The organism is Arthrobacter sp. R4-81 (genome assembly GCF_054792365.1).
Genome location: NZ_CP096445.1, coordinates 1094112 through 1114406 on the forward strand (window position 1 = coordinate 1094112; position 20295 = coordinate 1114406).

The 20295-nt window shown below is 61.4% G+C and carries 17 protein-coding genes; 9 read left to right on the forward strand and 8 right to left on the reverse strand.

From position 1 onward, the window contains the following. Window positions 1-12: 12 nt before the first annotated feature. On the reverse strand, window positions 13-204 hold the full coding sequence (locus M1E05_RS05130) for a hypothetical protein (protein ID WP_461164650.1): 192 nt from the start codon (window positions 202-204) through the stop codon (window positions 13-15). A gap of 415 nt (window positions 205-619) precedes the next feature. Here M1E05_RS05130 and M1E05_RS05135 point away from each other — a divergent pair, with 415 nt between their 5' ends. Beyond that, window positions 620-913, forward strand: a complete 294-nt coding sequence (locus M1E05_RS05135; protein WP_458111847.1) for a hypothetical protein — start codon at window positions 620-622, stop codon at window positions 911-913. Window positions 914-964: 51 nt separating this feature from the next. Here the strand turns inward: M1E05_RS05135 and M1E05_RS05140 are convergent, their stop codons facing one another. The 4 genes from M1E05_RS05140 to M1E05_RS05155 all read right to left on the reverse strand — a co-directional run bounded on the left by M1E05_RS05140 (window position 965) and on the right by M1E05_RS05155 (window position 6813). Then, complete coding sequence (locus tag M1E05_RS05140) at window positions 965-1972, reverse strand: M24 family metallopeptidase (RefSeq protein WP_461165191.1); 1008 nt, start codon at window positions 1970-1972, stop codon at window positions 965-967. Window positions 1973-2127: 155 nt separating this feature from the next. Then, window positions 2128-4173, reverse strand: a complete 2046-nt coding sequence (locus M1E05_RS05145; RefSeq protein WP_461164651.1) for a DUF6807 family protein — start codon at window positions 4171-4173, stop codon at window positions 2128-2130. Between the two features lie 120 nt (window positions 4174-4293). Further along, window positions 4294-5466 carry a dienelactone hydrolase family protein gene (locus M1E05_RS05150; RefSeq protein ID WP_461164652.1) on the reverse strand — a complete coding sequence of 391 codons (1173 nt, stop codon included), beginning with the start codon at window positions 5464-5466 and terminating at the stop codon, window positions 4294-4296. Window positions 5467-5517: 51 nt separating this feature from the next. Continuing rightward, window positions 5518-6813, reverse strand: a complete 1296-nt coding sequence (locus M1E05_RS05155; protein ID WP_461164653.1) for an ABC transporter substrate-binding protein — start codon at window positions 6811-6813, stop codon at window positions 5518-5520. A gap of 285 nt (window positions 6814-7098) precedes the next feature. On the opposite strand from M1E05_RS05155, the gene M1E05_RS05160 reads away from it, so the two are divergent. From M1E05_RS05160 to M1E05_RS05170, 3 genes are all read left to right on the forward strand, one after another. Beyond that, a complete protein-coding gene (locus tag M1E05_RS05160; RefSeq protein ID WP_458111843.1) occupies window positions 7099-8043 on the forward strand; it encodes a carbohydrate ABC transporter permease in 945 nt (314 codons plus the stop codon). Next, window positions 8036-8977 (forward strand): carbohydrate ABC transporter permease, encoded by a 942-nt coding sequence (locus tag M1E05_RS05165; RefSeq protein WP_461164654.1) that lies wholly within the window; start codon window positions 8036-8038, stop codon window positions 8975-8977. Before M1E05_RS05160 ends, M1E05_RS05165 begins: the two co-directional genes overlap by 8 nt. A 146-nt stretch (window positions 8978-9123) precedes the next feature. Then, the gene (locus tag M1E05_RS05170; protein WP_458111841.1) at window positions 9124-10476 is read left to right on the forward strand and encodes an ABC transporter substrate-binding protein; all 1353 of its coding nucleotides are present in this window, start codon (window positions 9124-9126) and stop codon (window positions 10474-10476) included. A gap of 199 nt (window positions 10477-10675) precedes the next feature. Here the strand turns inward: M1E05_RS05170 and M1E05_RS05175 are convergent, their stop codons facing one another. The 3 genes from M1E05_RS05175 to M1E05_RS05185 form a co-directional block, all read right to left on the reverse strand. After that, window positions 10676-11359, reverse strand: coding sequence for an HNH endonuclease signature motif containing protein (locus M1E05_RS05175; RefSeq protein WP_461164655.1), 684 nt, complete (start codon window positions 11357-11359; stop codon window positions 10676-10678). Then, a complete protein-coding gene (locus tag M1E05_RS05180) occupies window positions 11332-12591 on the reverse strand; it encodes a DUF222 domain-containing protein (protein WP_461164656.1) in 1260 nt (419 codons plus the stop codon). Before M1E05_RS05180 ends, M1E05_RS05175 begins: the two co-directional genes overlap by 28 nt. Before the next feature lie 139 nt (window positions 12592-12730). Further along, window positions 12731-14854 carry a beta-galactosidase gene (locus M1E05_RS05185; protein ID WP_461164657.1) on the reverse strand — a complete coding sequence of 708 codons (2124 nt, stop codon included), beginning with the start codon at window positions 14852-14854 and terminating at the stop codon, window positions 12731-12733. 182 nt (window positions 14855-15036) lie between these two features. Between M1E05_RS05185 and M1E05_RS05190 the strand changes: the two genes are divergently transcribed. From M1E05_RS05190 to M1E05_RS05210, 5 genes are all read left to right on the forward strand, one after another. Beyond that, window positions 15037-16320 carry an ABC transporter substrate-binding protein gene (locus M1E05_RS05190; protein WP_461164658.1) on the forward strand — a complete coding sequence of 428 codons (1284 nt, stop codon included), beginning with the start codon at window positions 15037-15039 and terminating at the stop codon, window positions 16318-16320. Between the two features lie 47 nt (window positions 16321-16367). Next, entirely contained in the window at window positions 16368-17321 is a 954-nt protein-coding gene (locus M1E05_RS05195; RefSeq protein ID WP_461164659.1) for a carbohydrate ABC transporter permease, read from the forward strand. Further along, window positions 17318-18235 carry a carbohydrate ABC transporter permease gene (locus M1E05_RS05200; protein ID WP_461164660.1) on the forward strand — a complete coding sequence of 306 codons (918 nt, stop codon included), beginning with the start codon at window positions 17318-17320 and terminating at the stop codon, window positions 18233-18235. The genes M1E05_RS05195 and M1E05_RS05200 overlap by 4 nt, the downstream gene beginning before the upstream one ends. A gap of 27 nt (window positions 18236-18262) precedes the next feature. After that, on the forward strand, window positions 18263-18883 hold the full coding sequence (locus M1E05_RS05205; protein ID WP_461164661.1) for a Poxvirus protein I5: 621 nt from the start codon (window positions 18263-18265) through the stop codon (window positions 18881-18883). Window positions 18884-18951: 68 nt separating this feature from the next. Continuing rightward, on the forward strand, window positions 18952-20202 hold the full coding sequence (locus M1E05_RS05210) for an MFS transporter (protein ID WP_461164662.1): 1251 nt from the start codon (window positions 18952-18954) through the stop codon (window positions 20200-20202). Window positions 20203-20295 lie beyond the last annotated feature (93 nt).

Below are 20295 nucleotides of genomic sequence, written 5' to 3' on the forward strand. Positions count from 1 at the left end.
TTCTGGAGGGCCTTATTTCTGGTTCGCGCGGATCCAGGGACTTATGGTTTCTTCAAGCCAACCCGGCGATTGGCCCAGCCGGAAGTCCGGGCTGGGAAGTTTCCCTCGGTTCATCCAGACCCGGATCAGCCCGATGTCCTGGCCGGTGGCTGCTGCTATCTCTGCGTAGCCCAGCAGCGGGACCTCGGGATTGTCTTCCGGCATGTTCGCAGTCTACGCGCAGCAGTGGAGCGCGTCTGTGGCGAACTTGCGCGGTCAGTACGTAACCACAGGATCCGAGTCGTCATCGGCATCCACCCAGGCGGCGAAATCGGAATAGGACATAAAGGAGTAGTAGTCACAGAAACGCTGTGTCGCCTTTTCAGGCTTGCTCATGCTCCTTACCGATTCCTTCTACCCGGTGTGGTTTTTACACCAATATTGTAATGCCGCGTAACAGGTCCTTTGGTGACAAATAACAAGGTTGTTATGCGTTCGAGACCTCCCTTGGGTGTCAGACACCTGGCCGAAACTGCAGTCCTGGTGCGACACAGAAAAATCATGTTTCGGAAACGAAGCAGCAACGTCGGTACGCCATGCTGATGGAACCTAGTGATGCGGCTTCAGGGGAGGAATGACCATGGCAGGGCAAGGGAAGGTGCGTGTCCGGGACTGCGCGGAGCTCTCAGCAGGTGATGACATCGAGGCGTGGCACAAAGGCAGGTTGTTTCACCGCGGCCGGGTGACAAGAGTGCTTCCGTCCACCGGGCTTTTCTGGATGGAAGACCTCACATCGGGAACGCGGCGCCTCCTGGACGTTGAGGCGCTGGATGTGGTGCTGGCTGATCCGCCCAAGGCTCAGGCAGCAGCCGGCCCGCAGCGTGTGGAGCAGCCAAACATGGACCCGAACCATGTGTGGTTCTCGTCAGCGTAGAACAATTCTTACGTCCAAAACCGCGCCGGGTTCCTAAAGCTGCAGCCTCCTCTACAGTTCCAGCGTCAGGGGCCTTTGCAGTCCGTTGATTGACGTTGTGGGCCAACGCGGATCAACACTCAGGATGGCGATCCCTGATTCGATCAATTGCACTGTGTCCTCAATCTTGACGCCCGGCCCGGAGGGATTCCATGTAAACGTCTGATTCAGGACTACTTCGTCCTCCGTGGCTGCGGTAGCCCGGGGATCGCGCCCCGCATAGCCGGCCACACCTCCTTGGTGATGCAGTGTCCATTGATCCGGTCCAAAGCCATGCCGTGCATACGACCTTTGGATCTCCCGAAAAATGCTGTTCAGCCTGACCCCGGGAACCGTCGCATCAAAGATATCCGCTTCAACAGCCATAAGGCGGGACTCGGCGTCGAGCTCGGCGGGAGTGCCGCCGTGGAACCTGACCCAGCGGGTGACGTTGGCAACAAGGCCGTTCCGCCGGGCGCATACCACTGCCATCGCCCTGCGGCCCAAAGGGCTATGGGTGGGAAGAGGGTGCCGGAACTCGCTGCGGCTGGTCCCGTTACAGAGAAGCACCAGGGGTTCCGCGCCCATCGCCACAATCCGGCTGGCAAGCTGGGCGGCGATTTCGAATTCGGTTGTCCCGGGAGTGGCACGCGAGAGGACATCAGTCAGGATTGCAGCCGTGTCCGCGTTGAGCTGGGCGTAGCGGGCACTTTCGGCCGGGAGGAAGGCCTGGCGGGCGCCCCGCAACTGTGCTGCAACTTCGGACTCGGCCAAGGGGTTGCGGCCAGCCAATTCTCGCGCGACGGCTTCGAGGGAACCGTGCCAGGGAGCAGCATGCACAGATACCCCGCGGGGCACTTCCTCGGCGGCCATTCGCTCGGCCTCGTTATTGAACGTCACCAGATGATCGCCGCTGCGCGTCACGAGCACCGCTGCGATCGGGGCTCCCGCGAGGCTGATGTGCATGCGGCTGCCGTCCAGGTACCAGCAGAGCGAGGTGTTGCTCGTTAGCAGCAGGGAGTCCGTCCCTGCGCCGTCCATGATGTCCAGCACGCGCCGTCTTTTGACCTCTCGGTCTTCTGCGTTCCCCGGGGGAGTCGACGTGTTCTCCGTCGATCTGGCCGGTGCTGACGCTTCCGAGGCTGACGTTTCCACAGCCGAAGTATTCGGACCCGTGGAGTCAATGATTACCTTGTTCATGAGTTGTCCCCCAGGGAGTCGATGAGATGTTGGATCTCGGAGGTGTCCAGGCGTCCGTCGGCCACGAGCACTGTGACACTCCGTTCAACAGGGTCACCGGCACTTGCTATCACTGGTTGTTCCCAAGCCAGGGCCTGGCCGACCCCCGGATAACCCGAGACCCTGACGAACCAGGGGTCCGCAGAGCCCTGGGCTGATACGAAGACAAGAGTGGCCGCTTTGCCGCCTACATCGGCGCTCCATGCCAACCATGGTGAGACACTCCCGTGCACCGTTGCTTCGCCGGAGCCGCTGGCCGTGCGCACCTCGACGTTTTCGCCAGAGGGCAAGCGCCAGAAAAACCCGCCGTAACCACCCTCGTGCCGTCCGTTTGACCCGGGACTCCCCAGACGGACTGGCCGGTCGCCGGCAGGAGAGAGGGTGAAGCTAAGGCTCAAAAGCCACGTTTGGGGGTCGACGGCGGCCCAGTTCCACTCGCGTCGTTCGCGGAGGACAGCCTGCCCGTCCGGTGCAAGCCACTCGAGATTCTCAGTCAGCGATCCTTCAGCCTGTTCCGTAGAGGTGATGACGATCCGGCCATGATCGGGCCGCCAAACGTATGCGCCGGCCTGCCGGGTATAGGTCCGCCCGCCCCAGAAATTGACGCCGTCTACATCCTGGATTGCCACCCCTGCGCCGAGGTGCCACACATGGTCCTCCGGAAGGTGATCTGTCACCACCGTCCCCGAGCGTGTGGCCACCGGATGAAGATAGGGACGTGGGGAGGAGGTGGGCATAATGTTGCCGCCATCATTTTCGACAGCCAGGGTGCTCCCGTCCAGGATGAGCTTTACGCCGGCCTTTTCAGCAGGCCTGGCCCAGGCGGCGCCGAGCTCACTGAAGGTCGACTGCGAAAGGACTGCGCGGCGGATAAGTGCCCGGATGTTATGGATCACCGGATGGGCGGCGTCGCCGTCGCCCTCCCACGTCACATGGGCGGCGCCGATTGGCAACGGTGGCTCTGCTGTACGGATAGCCTCCAGCACAGTCATAAACGCTCCGGTTCCTTTCAACGGGCTTAGCAGGGCAGCGCCGGTTCGACGTGCTTCAAGCAGGTTCTCCAGCAGGTCTGTTCGCGGGAAAGTTTCGCTGCGCTCGCCGTCGGGAGTGGTGATCGCCAAACGGTCCTCCGTGTAAAAGAGCTCAGCCTTGCCCTGTGTCCCGAAGACGGTGATGGAAGGAGCGGTTTGCTCGTCCGCACACAATGTCAACGCGCAGAGCACGAGCGTCCCGGCAGACGTGCGCACCCGGATGACGGAGGTGTCATCGCTTTCGGTGTTGTGAGCGTGGTAGAGGTCCGTCTCAACAGAAGCGACGTCGGCTGTCGTATGAGCGGCGGCGATGCTCAGTGCCGTGGCCACTGCGTGAGCGAGGGCATTCGTGGCCACGCCGTCCACAACATCGGTGCCCTCCAGGCTGCGCTTTCCGGCCCAGCGGGAGCGTTTGAAGTAAGCGAGGTTCCGCACCCACGTTCCCTCTGCGCCCACGCTCCGGACTTCGCCTATCTCTCCCGATGCAATGAGGCGCTCTATGGCAGGAAGTGCATGGGAGCCCAGGCTCTGGAATCCCACCTGTACCAGGCTGCCGGCTTGTTCCGCTGCTGCCAGGACGGCATCGAATTGGGCCATCGACCCCACAGGAGGCTTCTCCATGTACACGTCGGCACCGGCAGCAATCGCTGCGAGGGCAAGTGGGGCGTGGGTCTGGATAGGGGTCGCGAGGATAACCACATCGGGAACGGGGCCAGTGCTGAGCAGTTCGTCCAACGAGCTGTAAACACCCACAGCCTTGCCCAGAGTTCCTGCCGCGGGGGGATTTGGATCGGCTACTGCCACGAGCTCCACCAAGCCTCCGGCCCGAAGCCGTTGCAGGTTATCCAGATGGTGCAGCCCGTAACCGTGGGCGCCTACGAGGGCGATTCGAGCGGGGGATACGTTCCGGGAGGGGGCGGTTTCGGAGAGGGCAGTTTCCGGACGGCTTGTCCCCGTGGTCGTTTCAGTCATGACCTGGTCCTTGATGTTGAAGCTGAAGCATTCTCTGTCTGTAAGAGTAGCTCAGAAAACGGTTTCTCGTTTGGTGGGTGCAGCTTTCGTCCCTTGATTGGACGGGGCTCCCGAGGCAGGCTATCCCTCGATCGCGGGCGGACAATTCAGCGTGTCCTGCAGGAATTGAATTGCTTCCTCCTGCATCGAAACCGTGAACTCATGCCCGCCCGGCCAAAAGCTTCCTCTGTAATGGCTGGCCATCTCCAGCGCTAGCAGCTGCGCGTGGGAATCGCGCATTCCCTCCTCTGGAAACAGCTCGTCAGCCAAGGCGTACTGAACCAGCAAGCTATCCGCAGAGGAACGCGCAGCCAGCTCAGGCCAGTCACCGAGGCGCCGAAGGCCCGGTGTCTGCAACAGCCAGGAGTGGGCATCAAGGTAGGCAGGAACCAGGGAATCGAAGGTAGTCATCATGCACGTGACAACGTACGTCCGAACCCGTGGACTCAATGCGGCAAGGGTGAGAGAGCGGCCTCCGCCGCCAGAGAAACCGATACATCCCAGCCTGTCGGACGCCACACCGGGCAGCCCTGCCAGAATCTCCAACGCTGCCAGGTCGTCGTGGGCCACCATACCGGCGAAGCTCGTCCCTAACAGCCCGGCAGCCTTGGCCACAGTGTCTTCATGAATGGCGGCCGCTGCGTTGTACAGGTCCGCTTCGGAAGGCACGACGCCGGCCTCCCGCCACTGAGCAAGCCTCGCCTCCAGGGCCGTCTCTGTCCGCCACGGTGGCGTGGCCAGGTCGAACCGGCGGCTGCCCCAAGCGAAGGTGTCGTGGGCGAGAACCGCGAAGCCGCTTTTGGCCAGTTCTCTTGCCAGGCCTCGACCGTCATAGTGGGCCATCCGGGACGCTGCTGCCAATGGATGACCAGCCGGAAGCTCCACCAGCCGCTCCGCCCCGATGAACTTGTTGCCGCCGTGGCAGTGCATGGCCAGAATCCCGGGCAGTGGCTCAGTGACTCCGCTGGGGCGCAGGTACCAGGCGCGGGTGGTGGGCCCAAAGCCCAACTGCCAGCTGAGCTGAGAGGTGATGACGCCGTCGTACTCTTCTTCCCACTCCGTCACTGGAACCGGGATGCCGGAAGACTCAGGAACCCCGAGTGCACTCGCGAGCTCTTGGGCGGCCGCGGAATGGGCGCGGTGCAGCCCGGTTCCACGGAGGATTCCCCGGACATATTCCGGCCAGTCCTCATAACCGGGAATTGCACTGGGCCTTGGGTGGGCCTTGGCCTGGTGGGATTTGTGCTCTGACAAGAGGATTCCGAATGGTTGGATGGACGCCCTTAGACAGGGCTGCAGTCACGGCTAGCCGAGGTTCTGGTTTACCTCGGAGATCAGGGCCTTTGCGGCGTCTCGCGGGCTGATCTTGCCGAAAAGCACGTCAGTATTCTGGCGTGTCAACACTTCCATGGTGGCGGAAGATCCGGCGGGGAAGGGCAGCGGAGCTTCAAGGTTCATCTCCGCGACCCGGTCCAGGTAGCCTGCCTCCTTTTTCTGCCCTTCCTTCAGCAATGGCTCTATGGCTGCCTTGGTGTCAGTGTTGGCGGGCATTCCACGGTCGGTCTTGATCAGCTTGCCGGCTTCCGGGCTGTTGACCAGGAAGTTCAGGAACCTGGCGGTTTCCTTGGGGTGCTTCGACTTTGAGGAGATGGCGTATTCCATGGAGCTGCGCAGCCACGTTCCGCCCCTTGCCGACTCTCCGGGAAGCTTGAGCATCTCCAGCGGGGCGTCCGAGTAGGAGATCATTTGGTTGCTCCAAGAGAGCTTCATGCCCTGCTTGCCCTGCCCGAGAAGCGTTTGCTCCGGCTGCGAAGATGCATCCTCAACAGTCTGTGAAGCGCTGGGTGCACCACCGGTTTCCATGAGCTTCTTGTTCAGCTCGAACCACTTGGTGGCAGTGTCCTCGCTGATGGCTAGCTTCTTGCCGTCGTCTGCGTATAGCTTTTCACCATGTTGGCGGGCCCAGACGGCGAGGAAGGAATCGTTGGCCATGGAGGTGGTGCCAAAGGTGCCTTGCGGGGAGTTCTTGGAGATTTTTTCAGCGATGCCCGCGTAATCGTCCCAAGTCCACTTTTCGTCGTCGGGAAGCTCGACGCCGGCCGCCTTGAAGACGTTGGGGTCGATGACCATGGACATCGCGTTGACGCCGGCGGTGACGGTGTACTGCTTTCCTTCTATCTGCCCCAGTTCGAGGGTGCCCTCGGCAAACCTGGAGGTGTCGATCTCCTCCTTGACATTTTCAAGGTCCAAGAGGACACCCCGGGTGGCATATTCGCTCGGGTACGAGCCACTCATCGTGAAAATGTCAGGAGTGGTTCCGCCTGCGATCTGGGTAGCCATTTTGTCCCAATAAGAGCTGAATTCTGTGGTCTCGCCTTCGACCTTGATGGTGGGGTTTGCTGCCTCGAAAGCCTTGATGACTTCCTGGGTTGCTTTAGCCCGGGCGTCGTTACCCCACCAGGAAAAGCGGATGGTCACCGGCTTCTCAACCGTCCCTTCCTGGCCAGCAGATAAGCCGGAGCCGCAGCCGGTGAAGAGAAGTGCCGAGGCGGCCCCCGCCGCAACAGTGCACAGGAAAGTTCTCGCGAGACCAAACTTCATTGTCCTACCCCTCGTTTGTGGATTTCCCGTTCATGGCTCTACAGTGATCCAGACCACAGAAAACGCTTTCTCGAAAGCTAACAAAAGGCTATACAGGAGTCAAGAAAGCGTTTACTTTGGTACGAGAACGCTTCGGCCGGTTGAGGAAGTCCCGACTGACTTTCCCACGGTGAACCAGCGGGGCCGCGATGACAAAGGAGACAAAATGGCCGTGACAACACATGGCATGCAGGGGGCGGCGTTGCCGGGCCTCACCTGTTCCGCAATGATGGCGCAGGGGGCGCCATGAGTGCGATCAGTGAACTTTCCTCACTGAGCCGGCGCAAAGGGCCAGTCTCGGCTGCCGAAAGAAAAGCGAATGGGCGGGATAACAAGGCGGCCTACATATTTCTGCTCCCGTGGCTGGTGGGACTGCTTGCCATCACTATCGGCCCGATGCTGATGTCGCTGTACCTTTCCTTTACTGACTACAACCTGCTGCAGCCCCCTGAATGGACGGGCCTGGATAACTTCACCAGGATGCTCAGCGACGCCCGCCTCCATAATTCACTCGGTGTCACGTTCACCTACGTGCTGGTGGGCGTGCCCATGCAGTTGGCGGTCGCCCTGCTGATCGCGTTGGTGCTCGACAAAGGGCTTCGTGGACTGCCGTTCTACCGGTCTGTGTTCTATCTTCCGTCCCTCCTGGGAGGTTCGGTGGCAGTGGCTATCCTGTGGAAGCAGATCTTCGGGACCACGGGGCTGGTCAATCAGGCCCTCGCGATGGTCGGCATCCAGGGGCCCGGATGGATCTCTGACCCCAGCACTGCCCTCGGTTCCATCATCCTGCTGCATGTGTGGACTTTCGGTGCCCCCATGATCATCTTCCTCGCCGGCCTCCGCCAGATTCCCAATATGTACTACGAAGCCGCGGAAGTGGATGGGGCCAGTACTCTGCAAAAATTCTGGCGCATCACGCTTCCGATGCTCAGCCCAATCATCTTCTTCAACCTCGTGCTGCAGATCATTGGGTCATTCCAGTCCTTTACGCAGGCGTTCATCGTCTCCGGGGGCAATGGAGGGCCGTCCGATTCCACGATGTTCTTCACGCTGTACCTCTACCAGAAGGGCTTTGGCCAGTTCGACATGGGCTATGCGTCAGCCATGGCCTGGTTCCTGCTGGTAATCATCGGCGCATTTACTGCCGTCAACTTCATCGCTGCTAAGTATTGGGTGTTCTACGATGACTAAAATTCAGACCCTTCCCGTGGCGGACAGCAAGGCCGTCGACTCCAGAAGCAAGCCGTTGCCTCCGCAGCGCCCACGCGAATCCAGGGGAAATCTGGCATTCAGCCGCAGTGCCCGCACCAAGGGATTGGTCAAGCACGCCATTCTGATCCTGGCCGGCGGACTCATGATCTATCCGCTGGTGTGGATGGTGGTTTCCTCGCTACGGCCCAACGATCTGATCTTCCGGGAACCGGGGTTGTGGCTCAACAGCCTGGAAATGAGCAACTACACGGATGGCTGGTCAGCCCTGACCCACCCTTTCGGTCACTACATGATCAACTCGGCAATCGTGGTGGTCGGCTCCATCCTGGGCAACCTGATCTCCTGTTCGATGGCCGCCTATGCCTTTGCGCGGCTGCAGTTCAACGGCAAGAAACTGTTCTTCGGCATCATGCTGCTGACTATCATGCTCCCCTTCCATGTGGTGATCGTGCCGCAGTACATCCTGTTCTCGCAGATCGGCTGGGTGAACACCTTCTGGCCTCTGATTGTGCCGAAACTGCTGGCCACGGACGCCTTCTTTATCTTCCTCATGGTTCAGTTCATCCGCGGCATTCCAAAGGAACTGGACGAGGCTGCAAGGATCGACGGCGCCGGGCACCCCCGCATCTTCCTTCGGGTCATCCTGCCGCTCATGGTGCCGGCCTTGGCCACCACCACGATCTTTACGTTCATCTGGACGTGGAATGACTTCTTCGGCGCCCTGATCTACCTGACGGATCCTGACATGTTTACGGTGCCTGTTGCCCTGCGAGCTTTCGTCGATTCGCAATCCAGCACCAGTTGGGGATCCCTGTTCGCGATGTCGATTGTTTCCCTGCTCCCCGTCTTCCTGGTGTTCCTCTTCGGGCAGCGATTCCTCATCAAGGGAATCGCCACTACAGGCATCAAGTAGCCCAGAAGTTGCCGCCAGCTGCGTCTGTCGCAGCTACAGGCGGAGTCAAGACCAGTACTTGTAATACAAGTACTCACCTTGTACTCTCAGTGAGAAAGCGTTTTCCCATTTATTCGTTCCAGGTCAAAGAAGATCGGAGTTTCAAAGTGCCGCTATTTTCCATTCGTGCCTCTCGTCAGGCAGCCACACCAACTCATACCAAGGGGAGCGGCAGATTCAGGCGCGTAAGCGCAACCGCCGCAGCTGCCGCCGTCGTACTTGCCCTCACTGCTTGTGGCGGAGGAGGTTCCCCGCAGGGTGCTGACGGAACAGTGGAGCTGCGCTTCTCCTGGTGGGGAAGCGACAAGCGGGCCCAGGTCACTCAGGCAGCAATTGAGGCGTTTGAGGCTCAGAATCCGGGCATCAAGATCAAAGCCGAGTATGGCGACTGGAGCGGCTACTGGGACAAGTTGGCCACTCAGGTGGCAGCAAATGACGCCCCGGACATCATCCAGATGGACGAAAAGTACATTACGGAATACTCCAGTCGTGGAGCTCTCCTGGACCTTTCCAAGTACGACGTCGATACCAGCAAGTTTGACGAAGCTGCCCTGGACGCGGGTAAGAGTGAAGACGGACTGACAGGGATCGCGGCTGGCATTAATGCTGCCACGATCCTTGCCAATCCGGCAGTTTTCAAGGCTGCAGGAGTTGAACTTCCGGACGACAGCAAGTGGACCTGGGAGGACTTCGAGCGGATCGCGGCCGAGGTGACCGAAAAATCGCCGAAGGGGACTTACGGGGCTGCGGCCTATGGAACCGATGAGGCTTCCTTGGGCGTCTGGCTGCGGCAGAATGGCAAGTCCCTGTATACCTCGGACGGAAAGTTGGGCTTTGAGCCCAGCGACATCGCCGATTGGTGGGCCTTCCTCAAGCAGATGAGCGAAAAGAAGGCTGTGCCGTCAGCGGCAGAAGTGGTCGAAGCCGAAGCGGCGCCATTGGATCAGAGTGGTCTGGCTACAGGTAAGAACGGCCTCGCTTTCTGGTGGTCCAATCAGCTGCCAGCACTGGAAAAGGCTGCGGGAGGTGAGCTGAAGGTCCTGCGTTTCCCGTCAAAGACCGGTTCAGCATCCGACGCCCAGCTCTGGTACAAGGCCTCTCAGTTCTGGTCCGCTTCATCCAGGACCAAACATCCGGAGGAAGTGGCCAAGTTCATCAACTTCCTGGCAAACGATGTGAAAGCGGGCGAAGCGCTGCTTGCCGACAGGGGCGTTTACCCCAACTCAGAGGTTCGCGAAGCGATCGCCCCCAAGCTGACGCCCGCCGATGTGAAGGTGGTGGAGTTCATCGATCAGATCAAGGGTGAGCTAGGTGAAGCACCGGCCCCGCCGCCGAAGGGAGCCGGAGCCATTCAGGAAATCGTCAAACGCTACACCTCGGAGGTGCTTTTCGACCGGCTGTCCACCGATGAAGCCGGAAAGAAGGCCGTCGACGAGATGGCGGCAGCTATCAGCAAGTAGCCAAACCATGACGGCTCGCTTTGGCGTCGGACGTAGCTGCTGACGCAACAGCGCAGCGAAGCAGGTTTGCCCCAACCGGATTATTGAGGGATCCGCTTGGGGCATTCTTGTGTCCCCGTAAACCCTCCCTCATCGGTCACCGGGAGGACGGCTGCACCCGCGTTTGATCCACTTCCGGTTGTTGGCTCGGCTTCCGTGGTTATTGGTGGAAGTAGTGGTTTTGTCGGGGTTGTTGGGTGGGGTCGATGTGTGGTGGTGGGATGAACCAGGGGATGCCGTGTGGCATGTGGATGGTCCATTGTTCTTTGTGGATGAGGTGGTGGTGGTGGGTGCAGAGGAGGGTGCCGTTTTCGGTGCTGGTGGGTCCGTTGTGTGACCAGTAGGTGGTGTGGTGGGCTTCGCACCAGGGGGCGGGGATGGTGCAGCCGGGGAAGGTGCAGCCTTGGTCGCGGGCGGTGATGGCTTTGCGGATGTGGGGCGGGAAGATGCGGGTGGTGCGGCCGATGTCCAGGATGCGGCCCTCGCTGCCGAGGAGGATGGGGATGATGTCGGCGTCGCAGGCGATTTTGCGGATGGTGGAGGCGGTCACGGGCCCGGTGAACGCGAACGTGCCTGTGCCCGAACCGGAACCGGTTCCGGGGCCTGTCTCATCGTCGGCGCTGGTGCGGGCGCTTGTGCTGGCGCTTGTCTGCGTGGGGTTGGGGAGGCGGGTGAGGAGGTCGCGGTAGTCGATGGTGACCATGATCTGGGGTCTGAGGCCGCCGGCTGCGGGGAGGCTGGTGGTGGTGAGGGCTGTTTTGCAGGCTCCGATGAGGCCGTCGAGGAGTTGCTGGGGCCGGGTCCGGCGGTCCAGGGCTACCGGCTCTCGGGTTGCGCCGTCCACTGACGTTGTGGTTCCCCGCTCACCTGTCTCCGCCGCGGTTGCAGCTGCAGGTGTTCCTGTCGCTCCGCCAACGGTGGCTCCTGGTGTCCCGGGTTCTGGTGGTGTGTGGAGGCGGGGTTGGTGGCGGTGTTCATGGCGGTGAGGAGGTTTTCGAATTGGTCGGTGGTGGCGAAGATTTCGAGGTGGTGGAGTCCGCGGCGGGTGGGGCGGATGAAGGCTCCTTGGCGGTGGCGGAGTTCTTCTTCGGAGGGTTCGGCGCCGTCCTGGTCGATCGCGTCGGCCCAGCGGCGGGTGATGCGGGTCAGGAAGTCCTGGTCTTCGGTGGCGGCGGTGCGGGTCAGGGCGTGTTCCATCCGTGCCAGGGTGTGGGGGTCTGCGATGTGTTGGGCGCGTTCGAGGGCCAGGGTGATGATGGTCGCGGCGCGGGAGGGGATGGTTCCGGCGGCGAGGGCGGTGGCGAGTTCTTCTCTGGCGGGCGGGATGGGTTGGCCGGTGATTCCGGTGGTGGGTACGAGCGCTGCGGCCAGGGCCAGGCGGCGTCGTGCTTCGACGGCGCTGATCCTCAGCCTGGCGCGGAGGAATTCGGCGGTGTTCCGGCACCCGTCCCCGGCAGGCACAGCAGACCCGGAAGACCCGACAGGGCTGGCAGACCCGGGAGATGCCGTCCCGACTGGTTCCGGGCTCCACCCGGTAGTCCAGCCGTTCGTGGAAGCGGCTCCCGTGGCAGTTTGAGCGCCGGCAGTTACAGGGCGGGCTGCTGCCTGGCGGGTGCGGTCCACGGCTGCGGCGGCGAGGACCTGGAGGTATTCGACGGTGCGGGAGAGTTCCTCGACCTGGCCGGCGAAGTCCGCCGCGTCGGTGAAGCCGGACAGCGCGAGCTCACCGGCGGCCGTCGTCTGCGCCGTTCCTAACAGCTCAAGACTGGCCGCCACCGCACCGGAGACGCCGCCGTCCAAAGCCGGCGTCGCGGGGACGGCTCGCTCCTCCGGAACCACGCCTGGCTGGGATGCGGCGGCGGACGGCACTGCCCGCAGCGCCGCCCGCCCCGGAAGCCTGGACCCTGGAAGGCTGGACCCGGGAAGGCTGGACCCCGGAAGCCTGGACCCGGGAAGGCTGGACCCGGGAAGGCTGGAGGCTGCAACGGCAAAAGCTGATTCCTGGTGGAAGCGGGCGTTGGAGAACAGCCCAAGGCGCGTGGCCTGGTTCGGGGCGTGTTCTCCAACGGCTTCCATGGAATAACTCTGCCAGCAGGGCCCGACAAAATAAGCCCAGGCTTCAAGCCCGAAATGCGAAAGGTCAAACCCCAAAACGCGAACTAGTTAGCCCCGAAAATTCGAACTTTCTGCAAGGCTCCTTCCCTGCAGCAGTGGCCTAGTCTTCGGCGACCACTGCCACGGCGCCGGCTGCTACGGTTCCGCCGAAACGCGTACCCGAAATCAGCTCCATTCCCGAAACTGAAACAGTGGCGTCTGACCTCGAATGGTTGATGGCGAACACGAAACTCTGGCCATCCTCATTGCGGCGACGGGTCAGTTCGACGCCGTGGTCTGACGCAGCAACTGGGGAAACCCCAGACTCGGACAACAACCTGTCCACGAGAGCGCCGAGGTTATCCGGATCCGGGAACGTGGCGAGATACCAGGCGGTTCCGTTGCCAACTTCACGCCGGGTAAGGGCTGGAACACCGTCCAAGGGATACTCCGTAAACGTCGCCAGCACCTCCGCGGCACCGCTGCCGTCAGAACCGGCACCGTTGCCGTCAGAACCGGCAGCGTTGCCGTCAGAACCGTCACCGTCGCCGTCAGAACCAGCACCCGCCCCAGCACCGCCCGCTCCAACAACATGGACGTGCTCGCTCCAGGTCGAAGCTGTCCCGCCGTCGCTGAGCTTCAGTTGTTCGCCGCCCAGCAGCGGATGGAATTCTTCAACTCTTATTCCCAAGAGGTCACGGAACGCGCCGGGGTAGCCACCCAACCGGACGTGGTCGTGCTCGTCGACTATCCCGCTGAAGTAGCTGACGAGTACCGTTGCGCCACGACCGGCAGCGGCCGCTATATTGGCGGCGGACTCATCCGAAACGTTGTAGAGCGTGCAGACGAGGACAAGGTCGTAGCCGTCTAGGGATGCAGACGGATGCACGAAGTCGACCGCCACGCCGCGAAGGAACAGGGCCCTGTGGAAGCTGCGCAGGAGGTCCAGATACTTCACGTCCTGGCTCGGGTGGGAGTCCAACTCGGAGGCCCACCACGCCTCGTAGTCGAAGACGATGGCCGCACGGGACTCCACTCGTGAACCGCGGACCGGGGCCAAATGCTTGAGGGCAGAGCCCAGTTCCACCACCTCCCGCCAGATCCGCGTGTCGCGACCGCTGTGGGGGACCATGGCGGAGTGGAACTTCTCGGAGCCCGCATAGCTTTGCCGCCACTGGAAGAACATCACGGCGTCGGCACCCCGGGCCACATGAGCCAACGAGTTGCGCAGCATTTCGCCGGGAAGCTTTGGCCGGTTGCGTGGTTGCCAGTTGACCGCCGACGTCGAGTGTTCCATGAGGATCCAAGGGGCACCGCCGGCGATCCCGCGCGTGAGGTCTGCGCTGAAGGCGAGCTCCACCTCGGATTCCGGATCCGCCGCTACGAGGTAGTGGTCGTTCGCAATCACGTCCAGGTCCTGAGCCCAATCGAAGTAATCAAGGGACTTCGTGGCGCTGGAGGCCATGAGATTAGTGGTGGCCGGGATATTTGGGGTGACCTCGCGGAGCACAGCAACCAGGGCACGGTAAAAGTCCATTAATGCCCAGGAACTGAAGCGCTTGAAGTCCAGTTGCTGCCCGGGATTGAGAGTGAAGGGAGCCGCGCGGGGAGGCAGAATCTCCTCAAATGAAGCATAATTTTGTGACCAGAAAGCTGTGCCCCACGCATGGTTCAAAGCCTCGATAGTTCCGTAGCGCCGTTCAAGCCAACGGCGGAATGCGGCAGCATCCTCGTCACCATAGAACTCTGAAACATGGCAGCCAAGTTCGTTATCAACGTGCCACAAGGCCAACGCGGGGTGGTCCTTGTATCGGTCCGCGAGCACTCGCGTGATTCCAGTCGCGTAGCGCCTGTAAACGGCCGACGACGGCGAGTAGTGCCGTCTGGAACCGGGACCCAGCACCGTGCCGTCGGCGGTCACGGGAAGAATTTCGGGATGTTTGCGCACCAGCCAGGGAGGGGGAGCGGCGGTGGACGTAGCCAGGGCCACTTTGATTCCGGCAGCCGAAAGATTGTCCAGCACCTCGTCCAGCCACGTGAAGTCGTACTCGCCCTCGCGAGGTTCCAGCAAGGCCCACGAGAATATCCCGACGCTCAGGAAAGTAACTCCCGCTTCTTTCATCAGGTCCAGGTCCTCAAGCCGAACGTCCGCCGGCCACTGCTCCGGGTTGTAGTCGCCACCGTAGGCGATGCCGTCCAAGTGGCTCCAGAGAGCTGCGGGCGGGATGGTTTCCTCCGGGGACATGGGACTCCTTTATCTGTAGTGCCAGAAGCGGAACTACCAAAATTGGATCTTTCGGAAAACGCTTGCCCAACGGGGCGATAACCGATATTGTATCGTTTCAGAAGGCATGTTAGCCAGCTCACTACTTCCGTTGTAGGGACCACCCGAACACATGCTGACCCAAACCGAGCAAGGAGGCTCTCATGATCAACAGAAGGAATTTCCTCACCACGGTAGCGCTGGGCACAGCGTCTGCCGCTGTCCTGGCGGCCTGTGGCCAGCCGTCCCCCGCGCAGACAGGCTCTGCCGACAACCCCGTCACCATTAACTACACCTGGTGGGGCAACGATGACCGCGCCGAGCGCACCCGCAAGGCAATCGCGCTCTTCGAATCCAAAAACCCGGACATCAAGGTCAACGGCAACTTCACGGACTTCCCCGCCTACTGGCAGAAGCGGGCGACCGAAGCTGCTGGCGGCGGCCTCCCGGATGTTATGCAGTGGGACCTCTCCTACCTGCGTGACTACGGCCAGCGCAACCAGCTCCTGGACCTCAGCACCGTAAAGATCGACACCTCGGCCTTCGACAAGTCACTGCTTCCCTCGGGCCAGATCAGGGGCAAGACTTACGGCATCCCCACCAGCACCAACGCCTTCGCGGTCTACTACGATCCCGCCAAGCTCGCCTCCCTTGGCATTGCCGAGCCGGACGGCTCGTGGACGTACGACGAATACAACGCCTTCCTCACCGAGGTTGGCACCAAGAGCGGCGGTGCTCTCTTCGGCTCCAGCGACTACACGTCGGTCTGGTGGATGTTCAACATCTGGCTTCGCCAGCAGAACATCGAAGCCTTTACCGAGGACGGCAAGCTCGGCTTCAGCAAGGACGATCTGAAGGAATGGTGGAACAAGGTTGCGGACCTGCGCGGCACTCCCGCCATCATCTCGGAGGAACGGATCACACAGCTCCTTCCCAAGTCCGCGTTTGGCTCCAACGCCACCGCATCCGAGGTCACGTGGGACAACTTCATGGCCGGTTACCTTGGGGACAGCGGCGCCAAGGAGCTCAAGCTTGTGCCGGTTCCCTCCGACGACCCCGACAACCTGGGGCTGTTCCTCAAGCCTTCCATGCTGATGGTGGCAAGCGCCAAGACCAAGAACAAGGATGCTGCCGCCCGATTCATTGACTTCATGGTCAACGATCCCGAGGTTGGCGAGATCTTCAAGACCTCCCGCGGTGTTCCTGCCTCAAAGACCCAGCGCGACGGCACCACCTTCGAGGGCACCGACAAGCTGGTTGTTGACTACGAGAAGTCCATCGAGAAGTACCTCAAGGACGCTCCCGAGCCCCCCATCGTTGGCTTCGGCACCCTCGAGGCTTCCTTCAAGCGCATCAGCGCAGACCTCAATTTCGGCAAGGTGGACGTGAATGGTGCAGCCGACGCGTGGTTCAAGGAAGCCGAAGACCTCATTAAGCAGAACGCCTGAGCAGGCAGAATGTCTCAATCAGGCTTCACAACTGACGGAATGAATTCGTGACTCAAAGCCCAACCCTGAGCAGGCGTTCGACGTCGTCCGATCTCCCGCAGCCGCGCAAGTCGCGGCAGCGGGGGGCGGACACCCGCGCCGGCTACACTTTCCTGCTGCCCTGGCTGCTGGGATTCATCGCCCTCACCATAGGCCCGATGATCTCATCGCTGTACCTGTCCTTCACCAACTACAACCTGTTTGAACCGCCCAAGTGGATCGGGCTGGACAACTACATCTCATTGTTCCAGGACGAACGGTTCCTGCAGTCGGTGGGCGTTACCGTCAGCTACGTGGTCTTCGGTACGCCGATCAAGTTGGCGGCCGCACTGGCCGTCGCCATGCTCCTCAACAGCAAGCGAAAAGGGCAGGGGTTCTACCGTTCAGCTTTCTACGCTCCGTCCCTGATCGGCGCCAGTGTCTCGATCGCCATTGTCTGGAAGGCAATGTTCGGCGATTCCGGGCCGGTTGACCAGGGCTTGTCCTTCTTCGGGATCAACTTAGGCGGCTGGGTAGGCAATCCGTCCATGACAATGCCGATGTTCATCCTGCTGACGGTTTGGCAGTTTGGCGCACCGATGGTGATCTTCCTGGCCGGCCTGAAGCAGATTCCGGGCGAACTCTACGAGGCTGCATCCATGGACGGGGCCGGTCCTATCCGGAAGTTCTTCAACATCACCTGGCCCATGCTCTCCCCCGTGATCTTCTTCAACCTGCTCATGGAAACCATCCATGCTTTCCAGATCTTCAACGCCGCGTACATCATCTCGAACGGCGAAGGCGGCCCAGCAGGCTCCACTCTTTTCTACACTCTTTACCTGTACTTGCGGGGTTTCAGCGACTTCCGGATGGGCTATGCGTCAGCAATGGCGTGGCTCCTGGTGATCGTTGTAGGCGTCATCACCCTGATCTTCTTCCGCACGTCCAAGTCCTGGGTCCACTACAGCGGTGATTCGAAATGACGACCACAGCAACCCCAACAGCGTCTGCAGCGGACACACAGGCGCCGCACTACAACCCCAAGTCGGAAACAGCAGGTGCCAAGCGGCTCAAGAGCGCCATTTTCCACGTCGTGGCACTTGCCCTGACGGCAGTGGTGCTCTATCCGGCACTGTGGATGATCGCCTCGTCGTTCAAGCCGAATGCAGAGATCGGTGGTTCGAATACATCCCTGTGGTCAAGCAACTTCAGCTTCGACAACTTTGTGACGGCAATGGATGGCATCGGCGGCGTTTCCACCATGACGTTCTTCACCAATTCACTGATTCTGGCTCTCGGAGCCGTGGTGGGGACCATCCTGTCCGCCAGCGTCTCGGCCTATGCGTTCGCCAGAATCAAGTTCCCAGGACGCAGCATGTTCTTCGGGATGATGATCGCGACCCTTCTCCTGCCGTTCCACGTGGTGATCATTCCGCAGTACATCATCTTCAATCAGCTTGGCCTGGTAGACACCTACATCCCGTTGCTGGTTGGCAAGTTCCTTGCCGCTGACGCCTTCTTCGTCTTCCTGATGGTCCAGTTCATGCGGAACCTGCCGACGGAACTCGACGAAGCAGCAAGGATCGACGGCGCCGGCCACGTCAGGATCTTCGGTTCGATCATGCTTCCGCTCATGAAACCCGCCTTGATTTCGACGTCGATCTTCTCCTTCATCTGGAGCTGGAACGACTTCCTCGGCCCCCTGCTGTACCTCAACACTCCGGAGAAATACCCGTTGCCGCTGGCACTGCGCCTCTTCGTGGACCAGACCCAGAGCTCGGACTACGGCGCCATGATTGCCATGTCCGTCCTGGCCCTGCTCCCGGTGCTGGTGTTCTTCCTGGTGTTCCAGCGGTACATCGTTGAGGGCGTCTCCACCCAGGGCCTGAAGGGCTGACGGAAACTGAAGGGTGGGAGATCTAGGATGAACACCATGGAAAGCACGGGATCAGGGCAGGGGAAACACCTCTTCGGCGACGATCGCATCCCGGTCAATCGCTTTGCACTCTTCGCCGAAGCGCTCCTCACAGGCGCCCTGGTGCTGGTCCTTTCCCTTCCGCTGGTGACTATTCCTGCCGCCTATGCCGCCGGAATCTCCCACTTGGAAAGTCACCTTTCCGGCCGGGATGATTCCATCCGCGCCTTTTGGGGGAGCTTCCGGTCAGCATTGCCGGGAAGCTGGAAATTGGGGGCGACGACGGCGGTGGGGGCCGCCGTCGTCGTCCTCAACCTGCTGCTGGCAACCGTTGGGCAGCTGCCGGGCAGGGCAGTCGTGCTGCCCGCCACGGTGGTACTCGCCACCGCCGCTGCCGTGTTCCTGCTCAGGACGGCGGCAGCCTGGTCAACCCATCACAACTGGCGGCTGTCTTTGGCGGAGGCAAAGGTTGTTTCGCTCCGTGATTTCAGCGGATCGTTGCTCCTGGTGGCGGCCTTGTTCATGTGCGTCGTGTTCGTCTGGATGCTCGTGGCGCTGTTCGTGGTGATCCCCGGGGCACTGATCCTGGCTGCGGCTGCGGTAAAGATCCGCGCAGGGCGCAATAACTAAAGCCAAGCGTCAATAACCAAGAGGCGCCTCTTCCAGGGGCCCTCTGTTCTCACCCCTCAGCGAGCAAAGTGCCTTCTGAACGCCCAAAATACGCCCAAGCTGACTCCTCCACGAATGTGCGCTGGTACACGTCTCTCCGGTTGCGCAACTACCGTCTGTTCATCTCGCTTCAATTCCTTGGAAGTACGGGCGTGTGGATGCAGCGGCTGGCCCAGGATTGGCTGGTGCTTCAGCTCACCGGAAGCCCCGCCGCCGTCGGGCTGGCTGTAGCGCTGCAGTTCTTGCCCATGCTTCTGGTGGGGCCACTCAGCGGGATCCTGGTGGACCTCTTTCCCAAGCGGCGCATCCTTCTGGTGTGCCAGTCCGTTGCCGCAGTCCTGGCGATGACGCTCGCAGTCCTGAACGCCAACGGCTCCATCACTGTCTGGGCCGTTTATGCGTGCTGTGTGGCCTTGGGGATGATGTCAGCAGTTGAGGGCCCCGCACGCCAGGTTTTCGTCAGCGAAGTGGTGGGTGATGATGCAGTCCGTCCTGCTATCGGACTCAACAGCGCCATCCACCAATTGGGTGGGATGGTGGGGCCAGCTTTAGCGGGGGTGGTGATAGCCAAAGCCGGTGTGGCCGCTGCTTTCGCCGCCAACTCCCTGATTTGCCTGGCAGTTCTAGCCTTGGTCGCTGCGATCCGGACCTCCCAACTGCACGTCACCCCCGCCCCAACACGCGGCCGGGGAGAGGTCCTGGCAGGCTTCCGGTTCGTGAAGCAGCGCCCCGCCCTGTTGCTCGTGATCCTTCTGAGCAGTCTCATGGGGGTCTTCGGGATGAACGGGCCTGTGGTACTCGCGGCCTTTGCCGACGCCATCTGGCATAGCGGAGCCGAGGGCTTCGGCCTGTTCAATACGTTCAGCGCGGTGGGTGCCTTGGCCGGAGCACTTCTGGCCGGGCGGTTAGGTTCCCTGGGGCGGCCGGGGCTTGTTGCGGCGGCTGCGCTGTTCGGGCTCTCCCAGCTCATTGCTGCGCTGATGCCGAGCCAGGAGTGGTTCGTCGCCCTGTTGGTGCTTGTGGGGCTCATGACCTTGCTCTTCCTCACATGTGCAGCAACAACTGTGCAGCTTGAGGCCGGTCCGGAGGTGCGGGGGAGGGTGATGGCCTTGTACCTGCCCTTGTTGCTCGGCGGCCATGCTTTTGGCGGCCTCCTGGCAGGCTGGCTGACCGAGCAGTTCGGGGTCCGCGAAGGGCTTGTGGTCACAGGTGCCCTCGGGATGTTGTCTGCCGCCGCCGTCGGGCTGCTGATGTGGAGGAACTCCGGACGCCCCGGGTGACTGAGAACTCGCCCGGCCCCTTCCCGCCCAGTTACTTCTTCCCGGAGGCAGAAATGCCCGGCGTGTTCTGGGAACACGCCGGGCAAGCGGTCG

Coding starts and splice junctions, on each gene's coding strand:
- M1E05_RS05130 (WP_461164650.1), bottom strand. CDS start 204: ATGCCGGAAGACAATCCCGAGGTCCCGCTGCTGGGCTACGCAGAGATA.
- M1E05_RS05135 (WP_458111847.1), top strand. CDS start 620: ATGGCAGGGCAAGGGAAGGTGCGTGTCCGGGACTGCGCGGAGCTCTCA.
- M1E05_RS05140 (WP_461165191.1), bottom strand. CDS start 1,972: ATGGACGGCGCAGGGACGGACTCCCTGCTGCTAACGAGCAACACCTCG.
- M1E05_RS05145 (WP_461164651.1), bottom strand. CDS start 4,173: ATGACTGAAACGACCACGGGGACAAGCCGTCCGGAAACTGCCCTCTCC.
- M1E05_RS05155 (WP_461164653.1), bottom strand. CDS start 6,813: ATGAAGTTTGGTCTCGCGAGAACTTTCCTGTGCACTGTTGCGGCGGGG.
- M1E05_RS05160 (WP_458111843.1), top strand. CDS start 7,099: ATGAGTGCGATCAGTGAACTTTCCTCACTGAGCCGGCGCAAAGGGCCA.
- M1E05_RS05165 (WP_461164654.1), top strand. CDS start 8,036: ATGACTAAAATTCAGACCCTTCCCGTGGCGGACAGCAAGGCCGTCGAC.
- M1E05_RS05180 (WP_461164656.1), bottom strand. CDS start 12,591: ATGGAAGCCGTTGGAGAACACGCCCCGAACCAGGCCACGCGCCTTGGG.
- M1E05_RS05185 (WP_461164657.1), bottom strand. CDS start 14,854: ATGTCCCCGGAGGAAACCATCCCGCCCGCAGCTCTCTGGAGCCACTTG.
- M1E05_RS05190 (WP_461164658.1), top strand. CDS start 15,037: ATGATCAACAGAAGGAATTTCCTCACCACGGTAGCGCTGGGCACAGCG.
- M1E05_RS05200 (WP_461164660.1), top strand. CDS start 17,318: ATGACGACCACAGCAACCCCAACAGCGTCTGCAGCGGACACACAGGCG.
- M1E05_RS05205 (WP_461164661.1), top strand. CDS start 18,263: ATGAACACCATGGAAAGCACGGGATCAGGGCAGGGGAAACACCTCTTC.